This window comes from Levilactobacillus sp., assembly GCF_022646225.1.
GTDB lineage: Bacteria > Bacillota > Bacilli > Lactobacillales > Lactobacillaceae > Levilactobacillus > Levilactobacillus suantsaiihabitans.
Genome location: NZ_JALCJA010000003.1, coordinates 430,519 through 455,159, shown reverse-complemented (window position 1 = coordinate 455,159; position 24,641 = coordinate 430,519). Strand labels below are relative to the sequence as shown.

Sequence of the window (24,641 nt, the reverse complement as noted above, 5' to 3'; positions counted from 1 at the left end):
AATTCCTCCTAGATCTTTTTCAATGTCAAAATATTCCCATGACTCTCGATGACCGTGTAAGTCGCGGTTGCGTCCGGTTTTGCGGGTGCCTCCAACAGGTAGCGGTAGTAAATGCCGGCAACTAAGACCAGACCGGATTTCACGTCTAGTTCCTTCCCCGAAATGGCGCGGCCAATCAATTGGCGCTGCTCCCAGTTGCCAGCAGGTGCCGCACGCGCGAGAACCTGAGCAATGTAGGCGTTGATGCTCCGGCCATCAGCGTCCGCCGCCGCGGCAACGCGGTCAAATAAATGCTGGTCCAAGCGTAAGAGAAAACGTTTCTGTGGTTCCTTAGCCATGCGAACACCCCTTCCTGATGATAGCTTAATGATATCACGATGATATCACTTTTACCAGCCCCGTGAACGATTAAGTGGTGGGGGCTGGTTGGGTCAAGGCCTGGGAGGCGAGATGACGGGCATTCTCCTAACTGAAGGTTGAAAGTGGAATTAACGCGTTAATTGCCGTAATGACGGTGTTCTGACATCTAAAACTGGTGAAACCAGGTGCCTGCATCAGCCAAGGTTCCGCCTGCTCTGGGGAACACCTCCAGCCTGAGAAGCGGTCTTCCGGTTCGCTTGAAAGCCTGGCAAGGACCGCCAGTCTCTCAAGTCGTCCCGCGGTGTAGGCTGAGACAAAACCTCAGCCAACACCGCCGACACAGCTGGCTCCACCCTGGCTGCCTCCGGCAAGGTAGCGATTATCAGTAACACTGTGTTAATGAAAGACTAGTCGTCAATGAAGTTACATCTAGGGTTAAGACAACTGTTACTAACCCGCACTACCGTAGCCGAGAGTTCGCCAAATATGGGTTCAGCCGTGGGAGTTCCCTTAGTGACATGGTTCATGTCGCTTAGGGAACTGGCGTCTTTGAGACGCGATTTTCGGCTCAAAGCGAGGCGTCGAGACCGTTCTTTGGCTCGACCCGTCCGCCCCAGCGTTCCAACCCATATTTGGCGAACGGTAGGCGGCCAATTTGTATTGTGAGGCAGAAAACGACTATTTTTAACGCCATGAGTCGCATGACAACAATAGTTCCCGTTGATTTTCGTCTTTCAACCTTCAGCTCCCAAAAATTTGCCGCAAAAAAAGCACGATACCTCACAGGATACCGCGCTTTTTGGTTACACCCAAATTAAATTATTTGCCAGGAATGTAGCTGTCATCAATGACCAGAACTGGCTTGATGGTCTTCCCGGAAACGGAGTCGGCGTTGGCTTCGTTGATTTGACTGAACTTGTAGAACTTTTCAGTCTTGTCGAAGTCGAACATGCCCAGCTTGTAGAATTCGATCAAACGAGGGATGTCGATTTGTGGAACGGAGTCGCCCATGTTAACCCCGATGACACTCTTATCGTTGACACACAGGTCGTTCCAAGTGTCGAGGTCGATGTGTTGGTCGGTAACAGCGATGGCTGCGGAGACCCCACCTTGTGCTAAGGCTTGAATGGAGTTGGCAATCACGCTGGAAACACCGGTGGTATCAACCGCGTAGTTGACACCGAAGCCGCCAGTCAGGTCTTGCACGGCCTTGACCACGTCATCGACCTTCTTACTGTTGATGACGTCGGTAGCGCCGAGTTCCTTGGCTAATGCCAAACGAGAATCAACGATATCGATGGCGATGACCTTGGTGCAACCGGAGATCCGGCCGGCCATCATGGCAGCCAGCCCAACGGCACCGGTCCCAAAGACGGCGATGGTGTCACCAGGCTTGGGCTTCAAAGTGTTCAAAACGGTCCCGGAACCAGTGACATAGCCACAGCCCAGCGGTCCGAGCTTCCGTAAGTCTAAGTCCTTGTCGACCTTAACGGCGTTCCGTTCACGAACGACCGTGGTCGTGGTAAATGAACTTTGGTCGAACATGTCGGCAACCTTGTGGCCGTTTTCAGTGAAGTGAGCGGTCCCATCTGGACGAACCCCAGACAGGTTGTTGGCCGCGTAGTTTTCACATTGCGTTGGCTTGCCGGCCAGGCAGCTCTTGCAGTTCCCACAACCGTAGAAACTCAAGACAACGTGGTCGCCGGGCTTGAACTGGGTAACTTCTGGTCCAACCTTTTCGACGATCCCGGACCCTTCGTGACCTAACACGATTGGGTAATCAATGGTCGCAACCCCGGAACGCAGGGCTTCGTCAGAGTGACAGATCCCACTGGCAACCATGTGGACTTGGATATCATCCGCGCCCATGTCAGCCAGTTCAACGTCATCACGAATTTCAAAATCAGCATTTTGCTTATCAACAACTGCAGCTTGAATCTTCATAATTGGCACCTCGGTTTTAAAGTTATTTACACTTGATAATTATTACACAACTAGAGAGAAAAGCAAGCGCTTTCATGAAAACGATAGGTTTCGGTCTATCCTAACAAATCCTTGTCGTTACCGTCCTGGCGGTCATTGCCCACACCTGACCCCAGATTTAAAAATTGGTAACGTTTTATTTCACATGCATCGTTTGGTCAATCGAAAACGGGACCGTGACTAGCGCCACCGCCCCGTCTTTGTAGCGTTGAAATGACTGACATGGATGACCGCCCGCCGTTGCCCAAATGACGCTGGCGGGGCAGTCTGACTAGGGTTGTCCTTACACTTGCTTGCCAGACCTGCAGCGCAAGAGAATCCCTGGTGGCCGTAGGTGATCGTTTAGACTAAACCCTAGCCTTGGGTCTTTTCTGGGTGGCCTTGCAGGTAGATGACGTGGGTGTTGAGGAATTCTTCGATCCCGTGCTTCCCATCGTCGCCACCGATCCCGGATTCCTTCCAGCCGGAGTGAGAACCGTTCATGGCTTCGAAGTTGAAGCGGTTAATGTAAGTTTCACCGTCTTCGAGTTCGTTAGCGGCCCGCATGGCATTTTCAATGTTTTCGGTAAAGATGGAAGAGGTCAGGCCAAAGTCACTGTCGTTGGCCATGGCGATGGCGTCATCCAAGGTCTTGAAGGTCAAGACTGGCAGAACAGGGCCAAAGATCTCGTCTTGCACGATTTCGGAGTCTTGCTTGACGTTGGTGATGACGGTCGGTTCGTAGTAGAAGCCATTTTCAATCTTGATGGTGTGCCCACCGGTAGCTAACTTGCCGCCGGCCTTGACTGCGCGGTCGACCATGCCGGCAACCTTGTCCAAGGCGCCTTGGTTGATCAGCGGACCCATGCCGATGTCTTCGTGCTTCATGGGGTCACCGACCGTCACGGCAGCCATCTTGTCGGCCAATTTCTTGGTAAATTCGTCGGCGATGTCTTCTTGGACGTAGACCCGTTCACAGTTGTTGCAGAGTTGCCCGTTGTTGTCGACCCGCGAATCGATGATGGATTGAACGGCTAAGTCGATGTCAGCATCCTTGCAAACGATGGCCGGTGCCTTCCCACCTAATTCCAAGGAGACCTTGGCCATGTGGGTCGCAGCGGCTTCCATGACCCGCTTCCCGGAGTTGACGGAACCGGTCAAGCTGATAATGCCGATCTTCTTGTTGCGAGATAATTCGTCGCCGATGACGGAACCAGGACCGGTGATGATGTTGACGACCCCCTTAGGAATCCCCACCTTTTCCACGATCTTCGCAAATTCCAGTCCCAGGTTAGGCGTATCGGTACTTGGCTTCATAACGATGGTGTTCCCGGTAACCAAGGCTGGCCCCATCTTCCGCGCAATCAGGAAGAATGGGAAGTTCCACGGCAAAATGCCGGCGGCCACACCGATTGGTTGCTTGGCAATCATGATGTTTTCGTTAGGGTTATCGGATTGGAGAATTTCGCCTTCGTAGGTCCGTGAAGCGCTGGCCATGTAGTCGAAGTAGTCCGCGGAGAAGAGAATTTCGGTGGTCGCTAAGGACTTGATCTTGCCTTGTTCTTCTTGGAGCATTTCAATTAAGTGCTTAGAGTCCTTGCGAATTTCCGTGGCCACGTCGTGTAAATATTGGCCTCGGGTGGCAGCGGGGACCTTCTTCCAGGACTTTTGGGCTTCGTAAGCGGCGTCGATGGCCTCACGAGTTTCATCTAGCGTAGCGCTAGGTACCGTGGAGATGGGGGCACCGGTCGCGGGGTTCAAAACGGTAATCAGGTTTCCGGATGATGAATCTCTGAACTCACCATTGATATACATTTGATAGTGCTTTAAAGCTACTGAACTCTTGGACATAACGATAAGACTCCCTTCAACAGCAATGAAACAGACTAACTTGATCCGGTGAAATGATGAGGTCACGCGCCCGCGTATTTTCCCCCGGCAAAATACTGACACTACCGATTATCTCGTGGGTCATTCCTCAACTCTGTTATACCGCTTTTATTCGTTGCTATGTGAGTATCCTCACAAATAAAATAGTCGTTGACAGAGTGGCGGATTGAAATGGCCTGGGAGCGTAGGCGTCAAGTTTGTAAGGATACCTGACAACGTACTGGCGGATAAACGCCCAATAGCTGAGATTGGGCGTTGGCAGTGGGAAAGTGTCGTCTCAAGTTCCTGGTTGTATCTGGTCCTAAATGATGTTGAAGCGGTATTTCCTCAAATTCCATTTACCAATGACTTGCAGGAAAACACGATTGAAGCTGCTAATGCTGATTTAGGATATTACCACGATAGCTTGGCGTTCTTGAAAGCGATTCCGGAATTTCAAGTTTCAACAACAGCTACTACGTATACCTTTGAATCACCTGCTGTCGATGTCACCTGGAAATTAGAAGTTGGTACCTCGATTTCTGCGCCTTCCAGTGATAACATTGTGGTGTACACGGTTAAGGATGGTAAGATAAGCAACAATTTGGATGGGATTAAAAAGCTTCTGGCAGAAAATAAGGTCTTCTCATTTGATGGATTAGACCAAATATTAGGTAAAATTGCTGTAAAAATTAAGAATGGATCTATCTGGATTGATACTGCCGGTGGCTCCGGATTTACGTTGCATATTGAACGTGATCACATTGAAGTCAATAAGGTTCAAGTAACTGAAAACTTTGAAATTGCTATTACTATTAAGTTCCACAAAATTGTAGTCACAACGCCGACTGAAGCTATTTCGAACTATAACACTGAAGTTGAACCGGCCACGAATTTTAATTGGGTTGCTGCGGGTGTTGTCGTCCTACTTGTGTTGGAAATTGTGCTTATTCCTGGAATTGGAGTTCTCGCTGAAGGTACTTTTAGTGGATTGGGTGCTGTTTTGGAATTGGTATCTACTTTTTAAAATAGAGAGGTAAGTGTTTGTAATTGTATGATTTTAAGTTTCGGATTCTAGCTAGTTGTATGGCAATCGTACCTACGGTGATCATCGTTGCAGAATGGTATATTAACTTATCAATGAATGAAACACCCCTAGAGTTTGCAATTGCAATCTTATTGCTGATTTGGTTCTGGCTAGCATCATTGGTTAGTAGTGTAGTCCTGCTAAGGCTGATTTTGATTTGCATATATCAAAAATCAGTTCGCCAGCTTTTGAAATCACCTAATGTTAATCAGGTGCTAGAATCCAAAGATTTGAAAAATCTGTATAAAATTTTACAAACACTGAATTTCAGCTATTCTAGAAAGTTCAGAAAGGCTACCAAAAAGGAGAGTATGGCTCAAAAGCGTCAACGTTTGATCGAAGCCATTATCCATCTCAGAAGTTTACTGGAAACGGACGAGAAAAAGTTGTAATCGCTAGGATTGGCGCTATCGTGAACGCAATAGCTCTACAAAGAGACCAAGCAACCGTTTTCGACGGGGCTTGGTCTCTTTGACTTGTCATTTACATCGTGCCAGCTAACCATCCTTGTTAGTGATGGCCATTAAATCGTCAGAAATTCAGTACTGAAACGAGTCAATTACCATCGAATAAACGCGGTGGTTTGTCGCTCACGTGTCTGGCGTCCTGTCGTGACGGGCCAAGTGAACCAAAGCCCACGTCTCAAGGTGGCCTCATGGCCGAAATGTGGGCCAACAGGCAACTGGTTCCGCTTAACAGCTAACCGCCTGTCGTCACACTTTTTCAGTGGCTGGGCCCGTACAAATTTAAAATGACCACGCCCAAGATGACCAGCGCGGTCCCCAGTAAACTGGCGAGATTTAGCGGTTCGTGCCACACCAAGACGGCCAGCACCGTGGTGACCACGATGCCGATGCCGGCCCAGATGGCGTAGGCCACGTTCAAGTCAATCTGCCGCATGGCTAACGAGAGAAAGAAAAAACACAGCCCGTACGCCAGCAGCGCGCCAATCGTGGGCCAAAAGCGGGTAAACCCCGCCGCGGCCTTCAAGAGATTCGTGCCAATCAATTCGCCAAGAATGGCTGTCCCCAAGTAAACGTATGCCATGAACCCACGCCCCCTTGCGTGAAAAAGTCTTACCTGGAGGATAGTCTAGCAGGCTAGGGCGTCAGCGGCGTTGGCAAGGCCCAGGTTGGTAAGCGGGCCGACCCAAAGCGGGCGCAACGAAAAAAGCCTGAGCACGGGTGGCCCAGACTTCCTGAGATGATTTAAGTAAATTACTGAAGGTTGAACCTAAAATTACCACGCTGATTGCCTTAACGACGGTGTTCTGGTAACAAAGTCTAGTGAAGCCAGATGCCTGCGCTGTAGGCTGAGACAAAATCTCAGCCTACACCGCCGATACAGCTGGCTGACTCCGGCAAGTTGGCGTCTATCAGCAACACTGTGTTAATGATAGACTAGTCGTCAATGCTGCTACCACCTGGTGTGACTGTTACTGGCACGCACCACCGTAGCCGAGAGTTCGCCAAATATGGGTTCAGCCGTGGGAGTTACCTTAGCGGCGCGGTTCATGTCGCTTAGGTAACTGGCGTCTTTGAGACGTGTTCTTCGGCTCAAAGCGAGGCGCCGAGACCGTTCTTTGGCTCGGTCCGTCCGCCCCAGCGTTCCAACCCATATTTGGCGAACGGTAGGCGGCCAGCTCAAACCATAGTCGTTGGTAACCGCCAGTTTGATGACTACTTGATCTGTTCGTTCGTAATGGCTTCGATGTCAGCCTTGGCAATCTTAGCCATATGCTTCTTCAGGTGCTTGACGTCAGTCTTGTTGGTGATGAAGCCGGATTCGACCAGGCTGTAGTCGATGCCGCGGCGGCGTAACACGTTGCAGTTCCGCAGGTTGGTCCGGAAGCTGTAGCCGTTGTAAGCGCGGTTCAACCCAACGTACTTTTTGATGACCTTGGCCAGGCGTTTGTCACGGGCCGTCGGGTGCTTCTTGTGAATGATGACGTGACCACCGTGACCGGCAGGGGCGTCCAAATGGAACATGATGACCGTGGTCTTCTTGCTCAATTTGTAAGACCCCTTGTGGTGATAGAGGGTGTCGCTGACCAAGTTACGCTTGGGATTATAGAAGGTGATCTTGGCGTTGGTGACCTTCTTAGCGTACTTGCGGAGTTGCGGTAACATGTAGTGCCGCAAGAAGTGGGCTTCTGTCGTGCCGTTGCCCCGGGCACCAGGGTCGCCGGCACCGTGCCCCATAACGATGAGGTAGTGTTTCTTCGGGGTCGTCTTCTTGGCCGCTTTAGTCTTCTTAGCGGTCGTCTTCTTGGTAACTTTGGTCGTGGTCGTTTTGGCCGTCGTGGCCTTGGCTGAGGCTGAGACAGTCCCCAACGCCAACGGCAGGCACAGTAGGGCGGCCACTAAACCGATTTTCCATTTACGCATATGTCATTGCTCCTTAATCAAATTAATTACCAGTCCAGCTGGTTAACAGAATTAAGCATACGCCAAGTCACCCAATTTTGGTAGTCTAAGTTGCGGGTTCAAGGAAGTCTACACGTAAACATGCAGCGCATCGAGCAAGGGAAACGGGAAATGTCGCTGGTGTCTTTTAGCATACCGGGGATCAGCACCGACTCGCGCAGGCGTAGGTGACAGGGGGGCTAGCAACGAAATTGGCATTAATAACGCGCTAGCATCCGCTGTAGCTCAGTTCGCAGATGCGTCACGAATTCTGCCGGTGCCAGGACCTGGACCTGTGCGCCCTGGCTCAATAGCCACATCTGCGCGCCCCGGTCAAAGGCGGTCGCTTCGATCAGGACGGCGCCTTCGTCGGGGTACCGGTCGATGACGGTGGCCGTTGGAAAGCGGTCGAGGGCGGCCTCCACGATGCCCCAGAATTTAAAACGGAGAGTGATCTTCTTGCCCGGCTGCATGTAGTGGACCAGTCGGCGCATCTCACCGTCCTCGAAGCGCTCGGCTCGCGTGCGGGTGATGGGTGTCTGGTTGGTGGTGTGGAGCTGACGAATCCGGTCGACGCGGTAGAAGAGATTGCTGTGGTACTTCGCGTTATAGGCGACGACGTAAAAGTAGTATTCGGAAAAGATAATAGCTTCCGGCAAAATCGTCCGCGTCACAATCTCGCGGTGTTGCCGCTGATAGGTGATGACGATGGTCTGTTGCTGGTTGATGAAACGGCTGAGCTCCCAGACGGTCTTTAGCAGCGGCTGGCCGTGATGGACCGGCTGATAATAGAAGCGCTCATTTTTGATGATGGGCCGAATCTCGGCTTGATCTGCCGGTGAAATCAGCTGGAGGAGACCATCAATCGTCCGTGACATTTCTGCCTTGGTCAGTGAGCGACTGGCGAGGGCAATCTTGATTAGGAGCAGGATGGCCTGCTTGGAAATGGGCGCCTGGGTCGCCTCTAGCTGATAGCCGCCGGATTGGCGGTGATAGCGGAGTTGATAGAAGAGTTGTTGGTCGGCAATGAACTGGCGGATCTGGCCGAGGTCGCGCTGAATCATGCGGGAACTGACGCCAAATTTTTCAGCCAATTGGGCTTTAGCCACGGTATGGCCGGTCAGCAGTAATTGAAAAATCGTGAGTTGGCGGTAAGCGGCGTTCATGGAATCCCTCCTTTTTCGTAACTGGACATATCCTGTCTACTTGGCAGTATAAACTGAAGGCAATCAGTTAGCAATGGGGGTGTTACCGTGAATGAAATTGACAATTGGCAGCCGCTCTACCAGGAGCTGGCGCGCGTGATTGGTCCAGAAGCGACCCGTCAGTTGTGTCGGTATCTGGGCGGCTCGCAAATTAGCTTTCCTAAACGCCTGTGGGACCAACAACGAGAGGCCACTGTCATCTGGCAGGCGTATTGTCGCGGCCAAAGCGTCACGACGTTGGCCCGGGAACATGACTATTCGAGTCGAACGATCCGCAGAATCCTGGCAAAATTCCGGGAATAGTGACGGCAATTTGCCGGTCGCGTGAACGGCCAAACGAATTTTAGTTTGCCATGCACGTTTGTTACGCTATGAAGGAAAGACTGCAGTGAAGGAGCGAATTGAAATGAAAATGCGAGTGGACCTCTTACAAGAAACGTATGCCCAGTTGGTAGAGTTGGTGGGTGAAGACTTAACAGAAAAGATTTATCAGCTGTATCGTGGTCAGCAGGTGTCGTTTCCCATGCGCCTATACAACCGCGATAAGGTGGCCAAGCAGGTGCTCTTGGAGTACAACGGCCACAACATTGCGGAGTTGACCCGGAAATATGATTATTCGCAGCGTTGGGTGCGGCAAATGATTCAGTTGGGGAAAGCGAAGAGAGATGACCAGAAGTAGCGGATAATAATTGGATTAAAGGCTTGGTTGGTTCATAGACCAGTAATATACTTAAAGTGAGTTTACTGAAACTCAATGATAGTAATAATGCAGGGGGATGATATTAATGTGGTTTATTCTACTGATTGCCATTGTTGTGATTGCGTCAACTGTTGGAAAGAAGTATTGGATGTGGATTGTTGGCATACCGATCGTCTTAATTGTTGTCGGTATGTTTCAAAGTCATCCAGTAGTCTTACTGATACTTGCGGCAGCAGCTGGTTACTGGATCTATTCAAGTAGTGAAGCTTTTCGGAATAAAAGGATTGAGCGGCAATTCATTCACTGGAAAAATCAGGCTTTAGTGAGTCAGTACGACGATAATCAAGTTCTAGAGCGCCTGGAAAAATTAGGTCAGTCTTTGCCACTTTATGGCGATGAAGTTCCATTTGGTCGCGCTGAATATTTCGCTACCTCCTTTGAGAATCTCTTTTTTACGGGGGACATGGTCTATGGCTACTATCCAGTTCGTAGTGCAATTAAATTAGAACTTCGGGAGTATGGAATTGTGGTGACAAATCGCGGTATCGGGATAGCAACGCAGACGGTCTTGAAGGACAAGGATAGTAGGGAGGAGCGGTCGGTTGCCAATGTTACTGAGCTGTTGTTTTCGGGAATGTGGTTCATAAATTATGATAAGGAAAAGCAAATTATTACGATTCGAACGGAATTGCAGGAAAAGCAAATAGACGTCAGTGATTATCCTTTATTGAATTATGGATTGTTGATTGCTAATGTAAATTGGTTGATTACATCTGGATTCACGCATGATTTATACACTGGGGTAACCGATGAAAGATTTGAGCAGGCTTTGAATGACGGCTTAGCTGGTTTGACCGATGCATCGGCAGACGTGAATCAGCGAAGAGCGTTGTTTGATGAGACTAGTGAAGCTGCTGGCATCAAGCTAGATGCTAGATCCAACGCGGATGCGATTGAAGCGGGGATGAATACACAGGTCGGGGCCGCAGCGGCGCGTAACTTACATAATATTCAAATCAATCAGATGGTGAATGGACGGCAGGGACATGGGGTTGCTGCTGAGTATACTAATTCCGTGTTTGACGGTGGCTTTTTGACTAATAGTGGATTGCGTGGACAGGACAATGCTAAGCATGGGGCAGATCGACTAAGTTTCGGAAGAAAGGTTCAAGTGAAGACCTCTATCAAGCTGGGAAGCGAGAATAGTGCAGATAGTATAAGGTTATCGTTTAAGGATGGTAAGACGCAAAGAATGGGCAAGTATCAATATGGGAATATGCCTACGGAAGTTCCTAAAGATCAGTATCAAAAGTCTTTGGAATACATGCGAGAGCAAATTAGAAAGGGGAATGTTGAAGGTCATACCAATCCGAACGATGCATCAAAGTTAGTTAAACGCGGTAAATTTTCGACGGATTTTTATCGTAACGTTACTAAGGCTGGAACACTTGAGTCATTAACCGTAGATTCAGTAAACGCTGTAGAACAGTCATTGCCAATGGTTGGCGTCGTGTTTATTATGTCTTACGCGTCTGCGAGGTGGCAGGGAGTGGGAAAGAAAGATGCCGCCAAGATTGCAGGTAGTGCGTCGCTTTCGTCGGGTGTCATGGCAACGGGTACGCAATTATTTACGACACAAGTAGCTAAGTCTAATATGGTTAAAAATATTTTTAAATCAGGCGTAGCCAAGAAGCTAGGGTTGAAGCAGGAGACTGAAAATATTAGCAAGTATGTTGGGGGGACGTTGACCGTTGCCATTAGCTTTGGCCCGGCGGTTGTTGACGCGCTGCGGGGAAGAATCTCAACTGAGCAATTGATTAAGAATTCAGTCAAAGCTGCTGTTTCGCTTGCCGTGGGATCACTCTCTGGACCAGCGGGACTGCTTACGGCACCAATTGCAGGTTACTTTACGAAAAAAGTTTTAGATGTTTTTGTGGAAGACGATGCAAAGGAGATGTACCAGGTCTTTAAGGAAGAATTTTTAGACGTCGTTATGGCATCGGGACTTACACATGAAGAATTTCAGGAAGTCTTGGAAATGACATTCCAAAATAAGAAGCTTGAAGGTTGTTGGCTCAAGGATATGTTTGCAGCCAATGACTCTCGGAGTTTTGCTAGGAATGTATTAGTGAACGAGGCGGTTTTAAGTGTACTTAAGAAGCGTAAAAAGATTACAAATGAAGAAGTTTTAACCGCTTACTCGGCTGCCAAAGACGAATATGTAGTGGCTTAATAGCCGCTAGAGGTTCCAGCATAGGGTCAAGCCGTCTAATACATCACCCCCCTTGTCACTTGCAATCCCCGCCACACGCGGTATCGTAGAGGCAAAGCACTACGAAAGGAAGTTGGGACATGAATACCACAACACTCTACCAACACGGGACGCTGGCCTTGCTGGTGCCGGGACTATTGGCCGGCACCTTGACGATGCAGGACCTCTTGCGTCACGGGGATACCGGGATTGGGACCGGCGCTGGTCTGGATGGCGAGCTGATTATTTTGGCTGGTCATCCGTATCAAGTCACTGCGCAAGGAGCCGTCCATGAGGTGGCAGATGATTTCACCGTGCCGTTTGCCAATGCCCATTTTGCCGATTATCAACCGTTGATGTCGGTGTTGGGGGCCAGCGATGTCGACTTGAACCATCAGATTCGCGCGCTGGCGCAGTTCGACAACGCCTTCTTCTCCGTCAAGGTCACCGGTGTGTTCACGGCCATTCGGACCCGCGCCGTGGCCAAGTCCGAGCCACCGTACCAGACGTTGGCCCAGGCCGCCAAGCAACAGCGCGTCTTTTCACGCGGTGAGATTGCCGGTACGTTGATCGGCTACTACGCGCCACAGCTATTTGATGGCATCGCGGTCGGCGGGTTCCACGACCATTTCCTGGCGGCCGACCACTCGTTCGGCGGGCACCTGTTAGGATTTGAAAAGGTCACCGGCGACGTCAGTATCCAGGCATTCAACACGCTGGCCCAACACCTGCCTGTGGCCAATGCGGCTTACCGTGGCCATGATTTCAGCGCGGATGATATCACAGGGGACGTCCACCGGGCGGAACACTAGGTACTTAAGAACGCAGCGTTTACCACCGCTCCAGGCGGGGGTAAACGGTCATTGAGACAATCCCTCGGGCCCACCGCCATGAGGGGGTCAAGGTCAATAAAATCCAAAATCAGCCCCGACCGCCATTGACGACGACCGGGGCTGATTATTTTTTCCTTGGCGTGGGACCGCAGAAAATGAAAAAACGTCGCCCACTAGATGATAGCGGCGACGTTTAGTTGGTTAATCTTCGACTGATTTAGGGGCTAAATTTTCGGCTGGGGTGGTCCGCTTTTGCACGGCCCCCAGGATGGCCCGGGCGATGGGCCCGACAATCAACAGCTGTAATGGCAGAGCCATGAACAGGTTGAAGATCCAGGTGTGCAGGTAAGTTAATAAGGCGTTGTCGCCGAAGTTTTGGGTGACGACCATGCCGAACAGAGACATCAGCGTGACCATGCCGGCGACCATCATGACTGAGATGGTCAGGGCAATCCGAATTTGTTTTTTCTTCATGTAATCATTGATAATAAAATGGAAAAAGATGTATTTGACGCCGGGGCCAATGATCCCCAGGTCACAGATCGCTGCGACCACTAAGGCCAGCGGGTAACCGGTCAGGACCTCCCGGATGAAGTGATGGGAGAAACCATCGGCTAGCGCGATATTGTAGCCAGCCATGACCAAGACCATCAGGCCCGCCATAACGGCAGTGAACAGTAATTCTTCTTTGAAATTTTTAGGCATTGTGTTGCTCCTCGTTTGAATTTCCCACGAGATGCTAGCGTACCACAAATCCAGGCGGCGCGTAAGGTTTATTTTGCCAACCAGGTAAATTATTTGGCGGATAGGCCGGTCAAATGGCTCTGGAGTCCGCTGCAGTGCCTATCTTGGGCCATTCCTGAGTTGGCCATCCCGAGTTTAGCGGAAATAGGCTGACATTTCTAAGCCAAATTCCCCTGCAGAAATGCTGGTATTCTGCATGGTAAACCGCGTTACCCCGTGTGATGAAACTCTTGTAGGATAACCTTAAGTTCATAATTTCATAACTTAATGGTTAACCAATCAGGAGGGATTCGGAATGCATCGTCTCAAATACATCGTGAGCGGTTTTTTGGCGCTGGGATTATTGGCAACCGGCTTTGCGAGCCAGCCCGTCACCGCCCAGGCCAGCAATGCCGCCGACAAGACGGTCTACAATAAGGCCATCAGTAAGACTAAAACGCTTTACCACACCAAGTACGGCTTCTACAAGAAGCTCTATCGGTCTGGCATGAAACGCGCGGCCTCGGCCAAGAACGACTACAAGCGCCATTTCAAGGTGACGCGAATCGCCAAGAACGGCCACGGGGTCTTCTACAAGACCAACCGCGGTTGGATTCGCCAGGACGCCTTTTACAAGTGGGTGCGCTACTCGAATAAAATGAATTACACCATGAAGGTCAACCGGAAACACATTTTACTCTACAACAAGCCCAAGGGGTTGAAGGGCGCCAAGGTGACCGGGAGTACCAGCACCAAGCACCTCGTCGGTCAGTGGGTCCACGTGGACAAGCGCGTGGAGCTCAACACGACGCCGTCTAAGTCCGGGTATTACCGCATGAAGGTGGGCGCTAAGCATTACTGGATTCGAGCCAAATACCTGACCATGGACCAAAAGGCTTTGAAGGGCAACATCAAGAAGATCGAAAAGGCCATCAAGACCGGATCCGCGCTGGTCGGCAAGTCCAAGTACCTGTGGGGCGGTGGCCGGACCAGTTCCAGCATCGCGGCTCGGCGGTTTGACTGTTCTTCATTCATTCACTGGATCTACGCCAAGTCCGGCGTGCGCTTAGGACCGGCATCCACTTGCACGACCTACACGCTGATTCACATGGGCCGCAAGATCAAGGCCAAGAACATGAAGCGCGGTGACATTTTCTTCTTCAACGACAAGTCGGAAGGGGTCAACTGTCACGTCGCCATTTACCTGGGCAATCAGGTCTTCTTACACGATTCACCGAGTTCGGATACCGGTGGCGTGGGCATCTCAAGCTTAAACGACAGCCACTGGAAGAGCCGGTTTAACGGTAATGTTCGGCGGTTGGTGGGATAATTGGATTGGTTTGAAAGTCGTGACTGCGGTTGCGGCTTTTTTTGATTACGGTAAAATACTGGCGGAACGGGACAGTTTAGTTTTCAATCTTTAAAAGAGAGGCTAATAGTGATATTTAAGAGTAGGATTTATGTTTAGCAATCGGGGATAACTATTCTAGCCGGGTTTAGCAGGTTTACCCAATGTAATTATGTAATCGGTTTCTTATGATTGAGGTATTAAAAACAGTGAGGTGGAAATCATGGGAAAACGAATCGTTGTAGCACTGGGTGGCAATGCAATCTTGGATGGTGATCCAAGCTATGCTGCTCAAAAGACTGCTGTGGATCAGACGGCAAAAGCGTTAGCGCAATTGGTCAAACAAGGTCATCAACTGATTGTTACGCATGGTAACGGTCCCCAAGTAGGGAATCTGTTACTCCAGCAGTTAGCAGCTGACTCGAAGAAAAATCCTGCACTGCCAATTGATACGTTAGGCGCCATGACCCAAGGGAGTATCGGTTATTGGCTGCAGAATTCATTGCAAACGGCATTATCGGATAGTAACGTTCAGGTGGCTACGATTGTCACCCAGACAATTGTAGATGAGGCTGATTCAGCCTTTAAGTCACCAAGCAAGCCAGTAGGTCCGTTCTATACTGCCGAAGAAGCGCAGACGCTAATGGCACAGAATCCCAAGCTGACTTATAAAGAGGATGCTGGTCGTGGCTGGCGGCGAGTGGTTCCAAGCCCATTGCCAATCGCAATTGCTGAAATTCCAATTATTAAACAATTGGTTGCGGCTGGGACCATAGTGATTGCTGGTGGCGGTGGTGGCATCCCCGTTGCCCGTCGTCAGAAAAAGTTGGTGGGCCTTGAAGGGGTCATTGATAAGGATTTTACGGCTGAGAAGTTAGCTGAGCAGGTCGAGGCTGATGAGCTATTGATTTTGACGGCTGTGGATCATGTTTATACCGGATTTGGAACGCCAGAACAACGGCAATTAACGCAAGTAACAGCGGCTAACGTTACGGATTTAATTAAGTCACATGAATTTGCAGCTGGTTCGATGTTACCAAAAATGATTGCCGCCAAAAATTTTGTGACTAGCCGTCCAAATGGTCGTACAGTGATTACTAGTCTAGATAATTTGAAGTATTATGGTACAGGGGATATGGGAACGATAATTGAACGATAGATGGGAAGGCGACCCGAAATGGTGTTGCCTTTTTATTAGGCGACATTAGCAATACACAAAAAATGACAACCAATATGGCTGTCATTTTTGTGTATTGCTTAGTTATTTGAATGTTGGTCTAGTGGGAGTTCGTCGCTCTTTTCAGGGAACCATTGATACATGATTTTCTTAAAGAAGTCCGAGCCGAAGTCGAGGAAGAAGAGTCCTAATAACATGCAGGTTGCGAGTTCAACCACGAACAGAGGCCAGTTCTTAATCGTCGTATTTAGTGAGATCTGCATGAAGGTCCCCCAAGCTAACAACCAGGCTGGAACTGACGTGAACTTCATAATCGTTCCTTGCAGGATGATAGCGATGAAGGCCATAGTCCCGAAGACGCCGGAGGTCCACCACAACATATTCATGTTAGGAATCTGGAAGAGGTTGTAAGCAATTAATCCCCAAAGAATACCCATTCCAAAGCTAAGTGTTGTGTTTAAGGCTTTGTCTTTGGGAGCCCCGAATCCTGCATAAAAGGCTGAAGTAATAAAGGCAACAGGTGCCATCCAAAATTCTAACGAACCAGAAAGTAATCCATAGAAGAAAGTGAAAATACCAATACCGAGGGCTGTATACAATGCTTCTTTACCTACAAGTGATCGCCGTTTCATAATGAAAACGCTCCTTTGTGTAGAAAAATTTGGGTAATTATTTGCTCAAAGATGAGCGACATCCTCACAGCTTATGATAGATAAATTTGTGATGAATTCCATTGACCGGCTTAGATAAAAGCGCTTACATTAACTTATCTATCACAGATAAGTTAATGGTCTATCTGGTTGTTGAGCCAGTTCGTAACGGTCTGATAAATGACTTGATTCTCCGTGGTAGGCGTACGGTCAAAGTCATGGGCTTTGGCTGTTACGGTTTTAAGTATCGCTTGGGACAGCCGTGCTTTTAATTGAATCGCGTTCATAAATGGCACGTCAGGATCTGCCGTAGCTTGGCAAATGTAGGTTGGCGGAAATTCAGCAAACTCTTTTGCCGTTAGAGCTGACAAACTTGTCGCACCTAGTAAGGTAGCCCATCGGCCGGTTTGTCGCGCGTATACGTAGAGCAAAAAACGTTCATCAGAGCGATCGCTGCTGACAGGGTGTGGGTGAATCAATGATTTAACCGTAGCGTCGGGTACTGATGGATATTTCAAATAAGTTGCACTGGGTTGTGTCATTTTAGTTGAGAGGTTGGGGAATCCATAGAAGTCCAGAAAGGCTATAGGCTTGGCACCTTGACGAATGAGCTGCATGGCCAAAAAAGCGCCAGCTGAACGACCAAATAAAACGTAAGCGTTGTCCTTGAGCCCCAATTTGGCAAAGTTTTCTAGAAGATTTGTCAACTGCGCTTGTAGTGAGCGTAAGATTTCGGGTAGTTGACTTTCGGGTGCCAGGTAGTAGTCAACAGTCAGAATAGGATAGCCGGCTTGGTGAAAAATATTGAGATATTGCTGTGGTAAGTCATTACGACTGCCGTAGATCAAGCCGCCACCGTGAATATAAAAGATCGTTGGTTTGCTAGAATCATCGCTGGGATAAAAGGTAGCTTGTAGTGATTTATCTGTATTAATTGAAAAGTCAGTGGTTAGCAAAGAACTCATCTCCTTGTAACGTGTGGTTATTGAAAATCGTTAGGATGCGGATACCAACGTTGATACGAAAGGCCTCATCTACGTTGGCAAGATTAATACCGGTTCGTTCCTTAATCTTAGCCAGACGATAGCTCATGGTCTTGGGATGAATAAACAGTGCGTTGGCGCTTTCCTTGGTATTTTGGTTCTTCTCTAAATAGACTTGCAACGTCTGATAGAGGTCTGGCTTATTTTCGTACAACTCCATCAGTTCTTCGGGGATGAAGCTTCGTAGTTGATTGATGTCTGTTGTATTAAATAAGAATCGGTAGAATCCTAAGTCATTGTACGTTAGTGTGAAGGATCGCTTATACAAACCGCTCGCAATCTGCAGTGTTTTAAGGGCTTGAAGAGAATAATCCTTAAATTGATTAGGATGGCAAGCTTCGCTGATACCAATCTGAAAGTACTGTTTCTGTGATTCAGATTGCAGATGGTCCAGAATTTGCGTTAGCTGGACCTTGATTTGATGAATAGAGGTGGGTTTGTTTTCAAAGATTAGGATAATCCGATTCTGGCGAATACGATAAATGGTTTCTGGCCAGTAGCGTTTGAACAAGTTGACGATGCGATCAGCCTCTTTGGGATGATCGGTGAAATATTCAGGCCGCAATTGACCGTCTTGGATCGTTTGAATCACGGTGATTCGGTAGTCCTGATTGGCTACTAATTTAAAATGAGCTAGGGTACTATCGAATTGTTCTTGCGTCGTGATTTTACCGTTGATTAAGTCGTCAATAATGTCATTGGCATAGGTCCGCATACTTTGTTTAACCGCCGATCGCTTGAGTGCCTCCATTTGGGTAAAGTTAACGGCGTTTTCAATAGCCATAAAGTCAATATCACGAATGGGTTCTTGTTGAATAAAGATACCCAGATAGACCTCATCGACACGGCTTTGTGGAATCTTAACGATGAGCTGTTGTACGGTTGAATCCATGAGGGGGGCTTGGTAATACTGATAATTGGTGTATCCTTTCTTGGGAAGTGGCTGGCGTTTCGTGAACTGAAAGAGAGCTGAGTCGTTTGTTGAGTTTTTACTATGTACTATGGTTTGCTCAACGTTGTCTTTAACTTGGAAAATAGTGACGGGATTATGAATCAAAGTTGCTAACATATCGGCGATAGATTGCATAGACCCGCCATGAATAGCTAAATTCACGAATTGCTGGTTGATGGTCTTGTATTGATCCAACAATCGGTTTTTCTCGTTGAAGAGTAGTTGCATGACCTGCAGTAAAATATCACTGTACTTAATTGTTTCTGGAATCTGAATTAGCGGAATCTGGTAATGGTCACATTGGGTTACGATGGTCTGGGGAATTTGCGTAATAAATCGGGTCATTTTAACGATTAATGCGCTACAAGAATTTTTGTGAAGGGTCTCCATAAACTTGGAGAGTTCAGTCACGGATAACTGATCGAAACCAGGTAAAGCAGTAATCAGCAATTCGTGAGGGGTGATCCAGCGCTCAACATCGGGTGCCTCCATGATCATGACGTTATTAACGAGATTGTCCTGTCCTTGGTACCCCGCAATTGTTTGAGCAGATTGAAGAGAATCAATGTGACAGACGTCTTTCATGGTAACTGACATGATAAACCTCCTTTGGTTAATCGTGGTAAGCTATACCCATATATTACTCTCAACAAGATAAAATTCAATGAATAGGCAGCGCTTTCCTTTATCCTCAGAAGATAAAGATTTCGAAACGACCTTATCTGGTCAGGGCAATGTAATCTTTACTGAAGTTCCTTATGATTGGACTTGTAATTGAGGTAACCAAGGAGGTAGAGATTGTGTTATATACCGTAATTAAGAAAAATAGCTATCAAGATTCCATCAACTTGATGCTCTTGACCAATAACATTAGCGATATGCCAGGTGTTAACAAGGTTCAAGTCATGATGGGAACGGCCGCCAACAAAGATATTTTTGATGAGGCGGGATTGTTAACTGAAGAAGCTAAAGCGGCTCAGCCCAATGATATGATGATTGTCTTGGATTCAGACGACGCTAGTGTCATGGATCAAGTGCTTAGTGCGACTGATGATTTCCTAAGCGATTTATCAGTTAAATCTGATGATGACAGTACTGACTCTAAGAACGTGACTAATTGGGAAGATGCTAAGAAGCAATTGCCAGATGCAAATTTGGCATTGATTTCAGTCCCCGGTGTTTATGCGGCAGACGAAATTGATAATGCTCTGGACAATGATCTGAATGCCTTTGTTTTTAGTGACAATGTTTCTCTAGAAGATGAAACGCGTTTAAAGAAAAAGGCGCATAAGAAAGGCTTGCTGGTGATGGGGCCTGATTGTGGGACTGGTATCATTAGTAACGTACCGCTAGCCTTCACCAATGTGGTTCGCTCAGGCAACATCGGCTTAGTTGGCGCTTCAGGGACTGGTATTCAAGAAGTTACGACAATCATTGAACGACTAGGCGGCGGGGTCACTCATGCGATCGGTACGGGTGGCCGTGACTTGTCGGATCCGGTTGGTGCAATTACCATGGAGGATGCAATCGCTGGATTGGCACATCATGACCCAACAGAAGTGGTTGGGATTATTTCCAAGCCGCCGGCAAAAGAAGTCCGCGATGATGTTGTAAAGTTGTTGCACAGTATCAATAAGCCTGTCGTGGCCATCTTCTTGGGCGAAAAGCCAGACCATCATGAAGGCTCAGTTTACTTGGCACATACGTTGGAAGAAACCGCTCGGATTGCGATGGATTTAGCGGATCATAAACCGGTTAAGCCTAATTACTATGCAGCTAAGCCATTACAAGCAGCAGAACCAGAGCTAGCTGGTAAGAAAGTTATCGGCTTGTATTCTGGAGGGACATTAGCCTATGAAGCAGGAATGCTGATCTCAGAAGCTCTGAACTTAGGTGGCATTATTTCTGATGAGGGCTATGTCTTGCGGGCTAATGGCAACGAGGTTCTCGACTTAGGTGATGATATCTATACCCAAGGCCGGCCACATCCGATGATTGATCCACGGATTCGAATTGAAAAGATCAATGAGTATGCTGAAAAATCAGATACGGGTGTCATTTTGTTGGATGATGTCTTGGGGTATGGAACGGATGATCAGATGGCTGACGCATTAGCTAAGGCGGTTAAGGACGCATTAGCTAAGCGACCAGAACTTAAATTTGTGACGACGATTGTGGGGACCAATGAAGACCCGCAAGACTACCAAGAAGCGCGGAAACTATTAGCAGCGGCGGGTGCAATTGTTTGTGATAGCAATGCTCAAGCTGTACGTGTTGCCCTGAACCTGATTGGTAAGGATGTCAATGAACCTGATAAAGCAGTTGTACCTTACACGCAGAAGACAGCACCTGTTCCGGCCTCCAGCGAGTCTCTTTTGGACTTGTTATACACTAAGCCTCGGGTTATAAATGTTGGTGTGGCAGAGTTCTTGAAACCGGTTCTGAAGTTCGGTGGTACTGGCGTTCAGTTTGACTGGCAACCAATTGCCGGTGGTAATCCTAAGATGATTAAATTGATCAAGCGGGTCAAGGCCTTAAAAGATCGGCAAACTGAAAACAATCACGTGATGACAGATTTGAAGCAGGCGGCACCATTCTTAACGGACGTGGTTCCTGCAGGAAGTGTGATTCCAGAGTTGAAGGGGCATCACACGTTGTTACATGCTGGTTCACCAATCACATATGCTGAGATGACGTCACCAATGCAAGGTGGCTGCATCGGTGCAGTCTTGTTTGAAGGCTGGGCGAAGGATGAAGCTGAAGCACGGCGGATGTTAGAAAATGAGGAAATTGATTTTCTCTGCAACCATGATGTCAACGCTGTAGGCCCTATGGGTGGGATTACCTCAGAACATATGGCAGTCCTAGTCATTAAAAATAAGCTGAAAGGCAACGATGCCTACTGCACGATGAATGAAGGAATTGGTAAAGTCCTGCGGTTTGGTGCTTATTCCCAAGAGGTCATTGACCGACTGAATTGGATGGCCAATGTCTTAGCACCGACGTTAAGTGCGGCGTTAAAGAAGCTAGATGGCGGATTAAACGTGAACGTCATGATGGCCAAAGCAATCACTATGGGTGACGAATTCCATCAACGGAATATCGCGGCTAGCCTAGTCTTCCTCAAGGAAGTTGCGCCGTTGATTGTGTCGTTGGATATTGCCGAAAAGACCAAGCAAGAAGTCATTCAATTCTTAGCAGACACGGATCAATTCTTCCTAAGCATCATGATGGCAACTGGTAAGTCAATGGTTGACGCAGCTCGGACTTATCATAAAGGAACTGTCGTGACGACCATGACTCGAAATGGGAAAGATTTCGGGATTCGTATCAGTGCATTAGGTGATCAATGGTTCACGGCTCCAGTCAATACGCCAGAAGGCCTGTTCTTCACAGGTTTCTCTCAAGATGACGCTAATCCAGATATGGGTGATAGTGCCATTGCCGAAACAGTTGGCTTTGGTGGCATGGCTATGATTGCTGCACCGGGTGTTACCCGATTCGTTGGTGCGGGTGGTTTCAAGGATGCCCAAAAGATTAGTAACCAAATGGCTAAGATCACGCTAGGCCGTAATCCAAACTTCTCGATTCCAACTTGGGATTTCCAAGGAACTGCTATGGGAATCGATATTGTGAAGGTGGTTGAAACAGGAATTACACCAGTGATTAACACCGGGATTGCCAGCAAAGTTGCGGGTGTTGGACAAGTTGGTGCCGGAACGGTTCATGCACCATTGGCTTGCTTTGAAAAGGCATTAGTAGCTTATGCCCAACACATGGGGCTCATTGAAGCTGATGAAGCCAAGTCTATGGATAAAGAATTAGTTGAAGCATAAAGGGGTTATCGTTGATGACTGATAATGACCTTGCAAATGGAGAGAGAAGCAGTTGGCTGTCTCTCTATTTGTTTAACCACGATTGTGGCCGAGTGACGGGCCTGTTTAAGCACAGTCTGAATATTCAGTTTTCAGGAATATTATTTCACTTGGGCAGGAAAACGGAGACACTGTCTTGTTTAGGGATTACGTTGCCGGATGATCAAGTTATGTCAATCCTACGGCAGGTAAGCGTTGATGATCAGGCTAGATTTATCAATGGAACTATCTACCTTTATACGCAAATGACGGTGTTAGCAGTGCCTGTAATGACGCTGAAAGAGGTTAATTTGACAGTACCTACGAATCTGTCACCAACCTTATTACCAGCAGCGTTGGCTAAATTTCAGCGAATTCCGTTTCAGGAAAAATGGGGGCTAGCCAATATGGAGCAAGCTAGTCGGTTAAGCAATCAGCTACTGTCGGCGAATTTGGCAGCCGATATTCAAGCCGTTGCTGGTCATTTAGTGGGTCGTGGTCGTGGCCTGACCCCCAGCGGAGACGATATCATGGTTGGTTTTACAACGGCTCTGACTGCTTTTCAAGATCCGCGAGCAGCATTATGGCGAGAAACGTTAGCAATGTTAGCTAAGCAGAACGTGACGACTAGTGTATCTGTCGCATATTTACGAGCGGCTAGTGAGCGAGTAGCTTCACAGAAGCTCATTCACTTGATAGCCGCACTCAAACAAGGCTCAACAACTGACATACTAGCTGCAATTCAATCAGTTGAGAATTTTGGGCATACGTCGGGAATAGATACGTTATTCGGCTTTGCAACTGGTTTAACAGCTAGGTTGTCTGAGTAGGATAAAAATTAATAGGAAACTTATACAAGGCTCCTAATGTATTTATAACGAGTATGTGTGAAAATGAACACATAATGTAAGCGCTTAACATTGGTTCGTAACTGTATTCAACAGGCTTTAAAATCCTAATAATGGAGTGAATATATCATGGACATTTTATTTAAACAGGTTCGCTTAAATGATAATGAATCGTTGAAGGACGTTGCCATCGACAATGGTAAGATTGTTAAGATTGCACCAGAGATTAATGAACCTGCAGACAAAGTGATTGCAGGGGATGGGCATGTTCTGATTCCAGGATTAGTTGAATCACACATTCACTTGGACAAAGCATTGATTTCGAATCGGGTACACAACCAGTCAGGGACGTTAAAGGAAGCTATTGCTGTAACAGCTAAGGCTAAGCCTACGTTCACGCGTGAAGATATCTATGCTCGGGCTAAGAAGGCCTTGGAGATGGAAATTGAACACGGGGTTACAAGTATGCGGACCCATGCAGAATTTTCACCTGAAGCCGGATTTGATGGTTTCAAGACGATTTTGCAATTGAAGGAAGAGTACAAGGACATGTTGGACATGCAGGTTGTGGCCTTCCCTCAAGATGGTATCTTCAAATTACCAGGAATGACGAAGATGATGGATGAAGCTATGCAGATGGGGGCCGATGTTGTCGGCGGGATTCCTTACGTTGATCCAGACCCTAAGCAGCACATTGATTATATCTTTGAATTGGCTAAGAAATACAATAAGGACGTGGACTTCCACCAAGACTTCTTTGATGATGCTGATAAGTTGACTGTTCAGTATATTGCTGAGAAGACGATTCAAGAGCACTGGGAAGGTCGGGTCACGGTTGGCCATGAAACTGCTTTAGCGGCTGTTCCACCAGAGAAGTTAAAGCCAATCATCGAACTGCTTCATAAGGCACAGGTCAATGTCATTTCATTACCAGAAACGGACCTTCATCTGGGCGGTCGGACTGATACTTACAATGTACGGCGTTGTGTCACTCCAATCCGGAAATTGCGGGATGGCGGTGTTAACGTAGCGTTATCTACGAATAACATCCGTAATCCATTTACCCCATTTGGTAATGGTGATATCATGCAAGTTGGTTTCTTAGCAGTGCCAGTGGCTCACTTAGGTGGCTTGGATGACTTGCCAACTGTCTTGGATATGTTGACGAATAATCCGGCTAAGATTCTGCATTTGCCAGCATACGGTGTTCAGGAAGGCGATGACGCTGACTTGGTACTTCTTGATACTAAGGTCAAGAATGATGCTGTTATCGACATCCCAGATCGGTTGTACGTCCTGAAGAACGGTCGGATTACCGTTACCACGGAACGTAAGGTTTCTGTTTTCCGGGGAAACACGGTCGGCGCGAAGTAG

Annotated in this window: 21 protein-coding genes; 11 read left to right on the top strand and 10 right to left on the bottom strand. The window is 47.9% G+C overall.

Annotation, left to right across the window (positions count from 1 at the left end):
- Positions 1 to 8 precede the first annotated feature (8 nt).
- The 3 genes from LKH74_RS06925 to aldA all read right to left on the bottom strand — a co-directional run bounded on the left by LKH74_RS06925 (position 9) and on the right by aldA (position 4,173).
- The gene (locus LKH74_RS06925; protein WP_287788827.1) at positions 9 to 338 is read right to left on the bottom strand and encodes a toxin-antitoxin system HicB family antitoxin; all 330 of its coding nucleotides are present in this window, start codon (positions 336 to 338) and stop codon (positions 9 to 11) included.
- 841 nt (positions 339 to 1,179) lie between these two features.
- Positions 1,180 to 2,304 carry an NAD(P)-dependent alcohol dehydrogenase gene (locus tag LKH74_RS06920; RefSeq protein WP_135368332.1) on the bottom strand — a complete coding sequence of 375 codons (1,125 nt, stop codon included), beginning with the start codon at positions 2,302 to 2,304 and terminating at the stop codon, positions 1,180 to 1,182.
- A 393-nt stretch (positions 2,305 to 2,697) separates the two neighbouring features.
- Positions 2,698 to 4,173 carry an aldehyde dehydrogenase gene (gene aldA / locus LKH74_RS06915; RefSeq protein ID WP_135368333.1) on the bottom strand — a complete coding sequence of 492 codons (1,476 nt, stop codon included), beginning with the start codon at positions 4,171 to 4,173 and terminating at the stop codon, positions 2,698 to 2,700.
- 205 nt (positions 4,174 to 4,378) lie between these two features.
- Between aldA and LKH74_RS06910 the strand changes: the two genes are divergently transcribed.
- Positions 4,379 to 5,218: a hypothetical protein gene (locus LKH74_RS06910; protein WP_287788826.1), complete on the top strand. Its 840-nt coding sequence runs from the start codon at positions 4,379 to 4,381 to the stop codon at positions 5,216 to 5,218.
- 23 nt (positions 5,219 to 5,241) lie between these two features.
- Positions 5,242 to 5,670: a hypothetical protein gene (locus LKH74_RS06905; RefSeq protein ID WP_287788825.1), complete on the top strand. Its 429-nt coding sequence runs from the start codon at positions 5,242 to 5,244 to the stop codon at positions 5,668 to 5,670.
- A gap of 331 nt (positions 5,671 to 6,001) precedes the next feature.
- Here LKH74_RS06905 and LKH74_RS06900 read toward each other — a convergent pair whose 3' ends face one another.
- The 3 genes from LKH74_RS06900 to LKH74_RS06890 form a co-directional block, all read right to left on the bottom strand.
- A complete protein-coding gene (locus tag LKH74_RS06900; RefSeq protein WP_135368337.1) occupies positions 6,002 to 6,325 on the bottom strand; it encodes a DMT family transporter in 324 nt (107 codons plus the stop codon).
- 632 nt (positions 6,326 to 6,957) lie between these two features.
- Complete coding sequence (locus LKH74_RS06895) at positions 6,958 to 7,665, bottom strand: N-acetylmuramoyl-L-alanine amidase (protein ID WP_287788824.1); 708 nt, start codon at positions 7,663 to 7,665, stop codon at positions 6,958 to 6,960.
- Positions 7,666 to 7,901: 236 nt separating this feature from the next.
- The gene (locus LKH74_RS06890) at positions 7,902 to 8,849 is read right to left on the bottom strand and encodes a helix-turn-helix transcriptional regulator (protein ID WP_287788823.1); all 948 of its coding nucleotides are present in this window, start codon (positions 8,847 to 8,849) and stop codon (positions 7,902 to 7,904) included.
- 87 nt (positions 8,850 to 8,936) lie between these two features.
- Here LKH74_RS06890 and LKH74_RS06885 point away from each other — a divergent pair, with 87 nt between their 5' ends.
- The 4 genes from LKH74_RS06885 to budA all read left to right on the top strand — a co-directional run bounded on the left by LKH74_RS06885 (position 8,937) and on the right by budA (position 12,651).
- The gene (locus tag LKH74_RS06885; protein ID WP_135368340.1) at positions 8,937 to 9,191 is read left to right on the top strand and encodes a Mor transcription activator family protein; all 255 of its coding nucleotides are present in this window, start codon (positions 8,937 to 8,939) and stop codon (positions 9,189 to 9,191) included.
- Between the two features lie 103 nt (positions 9,192 to 9,294).
- The gene (locus tag LKH74_RS06880) at positions 9,295 to 9,567 is read left to right on the top strand and encodes a Mor transcription activator family protein (RefSeq protein WP_287788822.1); all 273 of its coding nucleotides are present in this window, start codon (positions 9,295 to 9,297) and stop codon (positions 9,565 to 9,567) included.
- A 106-nt stretch (positions 9,568 to 9,673) separates the two neighbouring features.
- Positions 9,674 to 11,821 carry a hypothetical protein gene (locus LKH74_RS06875; protein ID WP_287788821.1) on the top strand — a complete coding sequence of 716 codons (2,148 nt, stop codon included), beginning with the start codon at positions 9,674 to 9,676 and terminating at the stop codon, positions 11,819 to 11,821.
- Between the two features lie 119 nt (positions 11,822 to 11,940).
- Entirely contained in the window at positions 11,941 to 12,651 is a 711-nt protein-coding gene (gene budA / locus LKH74_RS06870) for an acetolactate decarboxylase (RefSeq protein ID WP_287788820.1), read from the top strand.
- 222 nt (positions 12,652 to 12,873) lie between these two features.
- On the opposite strand, the gene LKH74_RS06865 is transcribed toward budA, so the two are convergent.
- Complete coding sequence (locus tag LKH74_RS06865; protein ID WP_287788819.1) at positions 12,874 to 13,377, bottom strand: DUF2798 domain-containing protein; 504 nt, start codon at positions 13,375 to 13,377, stop codon at positions 12,874 to 12,876.
- 334 nt (positions 13,378 to 13,711) lie between these two features.
- Here LKH74_RS06865 and LKH74_RS06860 point away from each other — a divergent pair, with 334 nt between their 5' ends.
- Complete coding sequence (locus LKH74_RS06860; protein WP_287788818.1) at positions 13,712 to 14,725, top strand: C40 family peptidase; 1,014 nt, start codon at positions 13,712 to 13,714, stop codon at positions 14,723 to 14,725.
- 238 nt (positions 14,726 to 14,963) lie between these two features.
- Positions 14,964 to 15,902 carry a carbamate kinase gene (gene arcC / locus LKH74_RS06855; RefSeq protein ID WP_287788847.1) on the top strand — a complete coding sequence of 313 codons (939 nt, stop codon included), beginning with the start codon at positions 14,964 to 14,966 and terminating at the stop codon, positions 15,900 to 15,902.
- 98 nt (positions 15,903 to 16,000) lie between these two features.
- Here arcC and LKH74_RS06850 read toward each other — a convergent pair whose 3' ends face one another.
- The 3 genes from LKH74_RS06850 to LKH74_RS06840 all read right to left on the bottom strand — a co-directional run bounded on the left by LKH74_RS06850 (position 16,001) and on the right by LKH74_RS06840 (position 19,162).
- Positions 16,001 to 16,552, bottom strand: a complete 552-nt coding sequence (locus LKH74_RS06850; RefSeq protein WP_135368345.1) for a DUF1097 domain-containing protein — start codon at positions 16,550 to 16,552, stop codon at positions 16,001 to 16,003.
- 152 nt (positions 16,553 to 16,704) lie between these two features.
- Positions 16,705 to 17,526, bottom strand: a complete 822-nt coding sequence (locus LKH74_RS06845; RefSeq protein ID WP_287788817.1) for an alpha/beta hydrolase — start codon at positions 17,524 to 17,526, stop codon at positions 16,705 to 16,707.
- A complete protein-coding gene (locus tag LKH74_RS06840; RefSeq protein WP_287788816.1) occupies positions 17,513 to 19,162 on the bottom strand; it encodes a PucR family transcriptional regulator in 1,650 nt (549 codons plus the stop codon). The genes LKH74_RS06845 and LKH74_RS06840 overlap by 14 nt, the downstream gene beginning before the upstream one ends.
- Before the next feature lie 203 nt (positions 19,163 to 19,365).
- On the opposite strand from LKH74_RS06840, the gene fdrA reads away from it, so the two are divergent.
- The 3 genes from fdrA to LKH74_RS06825 all read left to right on the top strand — a co-directional run bounded on the left by fdrA (position 19,366) and on the right by LKH74_RS06825 (position 24,641).
- The gene (gene fdrA / locus LKH74_RS06835) at positions 19,366 to 22,401 is read left to right on the top strand and encodes a DUF1116 domain-containing protein (protein ID WP_287788815.1); all 3,036 of its coding nucleotides are present in this window, start codon (positions 19,366 to 19,368) and stop codon (positions 22,399 to 22,401) included.
- 14 nt (positions 22,402 to 22,415) lie between these two features.
- The gene (locus tag LKH74_RS06830) at positions 22,416 to 23,249 is read left to right on the top strand and encodes a DUF2877 domain-containing protein (RefSeq protein ID WP_287788813.1); all 834 of its coding nucleotides are present in this window, start codon (positions 22,416 to 22,418) and stop codon (positions 23,247 to 23,249) included.
- Between the two features lie 147 nt (positions 23,250 to 23,396).
- Positions 23,397 to 24,641, top strand: coding sequence for an amidohydrolase family protein (locus LKH74_RS06825; protein ID WP_287788811.1), 1,245 nt, complete (start codon positions 23,397 to 23,399; stop codon positions 24,639 to 24,641).

Excerpts from the sequence above, each read along its gene's own strand:
- LKH74_RS06925 (WP_287788827.1), bottom strand. The coding sequence starts at position 338 with ATGGCTAAGGAACCACAGAAACGTTTTCTCTTACGCTTGGACCAGCAT.
- LKH74_RS06920 (WP_135368332.1), bottom strand. The coding sequence starts at position 2,304 with ATGAAGATTCAAGCTGCAGTTGTTGATAAGCAAAATGCTGATTTTGAA.
- aldA (WP_135368333.1), bottom strand. The coding sequence starts at position 4,173 with ATGTCCAAGAGTTCAGTAGCTTTAAAGCACTATCAAATGTATATCAAT.
- LKH74_RS06900 (WP_135368337.1), bottom strand. The coding sequence starts at position 6,325 with ATGGCATACGTTTACTTGGGGACAGCCATTCTTGGCGAATTGATTGGC.
- LKH74_RS06895 (WP_287788824.1), bottom strand. The coding sequence starts at position 7,665 with ATGCGTAAATGGAAAATCGGTTTAGTGGCCGCCCTACTGTGCCTGCCG.
- LKH74_RS06890 (WP_287788823.1), bottom strand. The coding sequence starts at position 8,849 with ATGAACGCCGCTTACCGCCAACTCACGATTTTTCAATTACTGCTGACC.
- LKH74_RS06880 (WP_287788822.1), top strand. The coding sequence starts at position 9,295 with ATGAAAATGCGAGTGGACCTCTTACAAGAAACGTATGCCCAGTTGGTA.
- LKH74_RS06875 (WP_287788821.1), top strand. The coding sequence starts at position 9,674 with ATGTGGTTTATTCTACTGATTGCCATTGTTGTGATTGCGTCAACTGTT.
- budA (WP_287788820.1), top strand. The coding sequence starts at position 11,941 with ATGAATACCACAACACTCTACCAACACGGGACGCTGGCCTTGCTGGTG.
- LKH74_RS06865 (WP_287788819.1), bottom strand. The coding sequence starts at position 13,377 with ATGCCTAAAAATTTCAAAGAAGAATTACTGTTCACTGCCGTTATGGCG.
- LKH74_RS06860 (WP_287788818.1), top strand. The coding sequence starts at position 13,712 with ATGCATCGTCTCAAATACATCGTGAGCGGTTTTTTGGCGCTGGGATTA.
- LKH74_RS06850 (WP_135368345.1), bottom strand. The coding sequence starts at position 16,552 with ATGAAACGGCGATCACTTGTAGGTAAAGAAGCATTGTATACAGCCCTC.
- LKH74_RS06840 (WP_287788816.1), bottom strand. The coding sequence starts at position 19,162 with ATGTCAGTTACCATGAAAGACGTCTGTCACATTGATTCTCTTCAATCT.
- LKH74_RS06830 (WP_287788813.1), top strand. The coding sequence starts at position 22,416 with ATGACTGATAATGACCTTGCAAATGGAGAGAGAAGCAGTTGGCTGTCT.
- LKH74_RS06825 (WP_287788811.1), top strand. The coding sequence starts at position 23,397 with ATGGACATTTTATTTAAACAGGTTCGCTTAAATGATAATGAATCGTTG.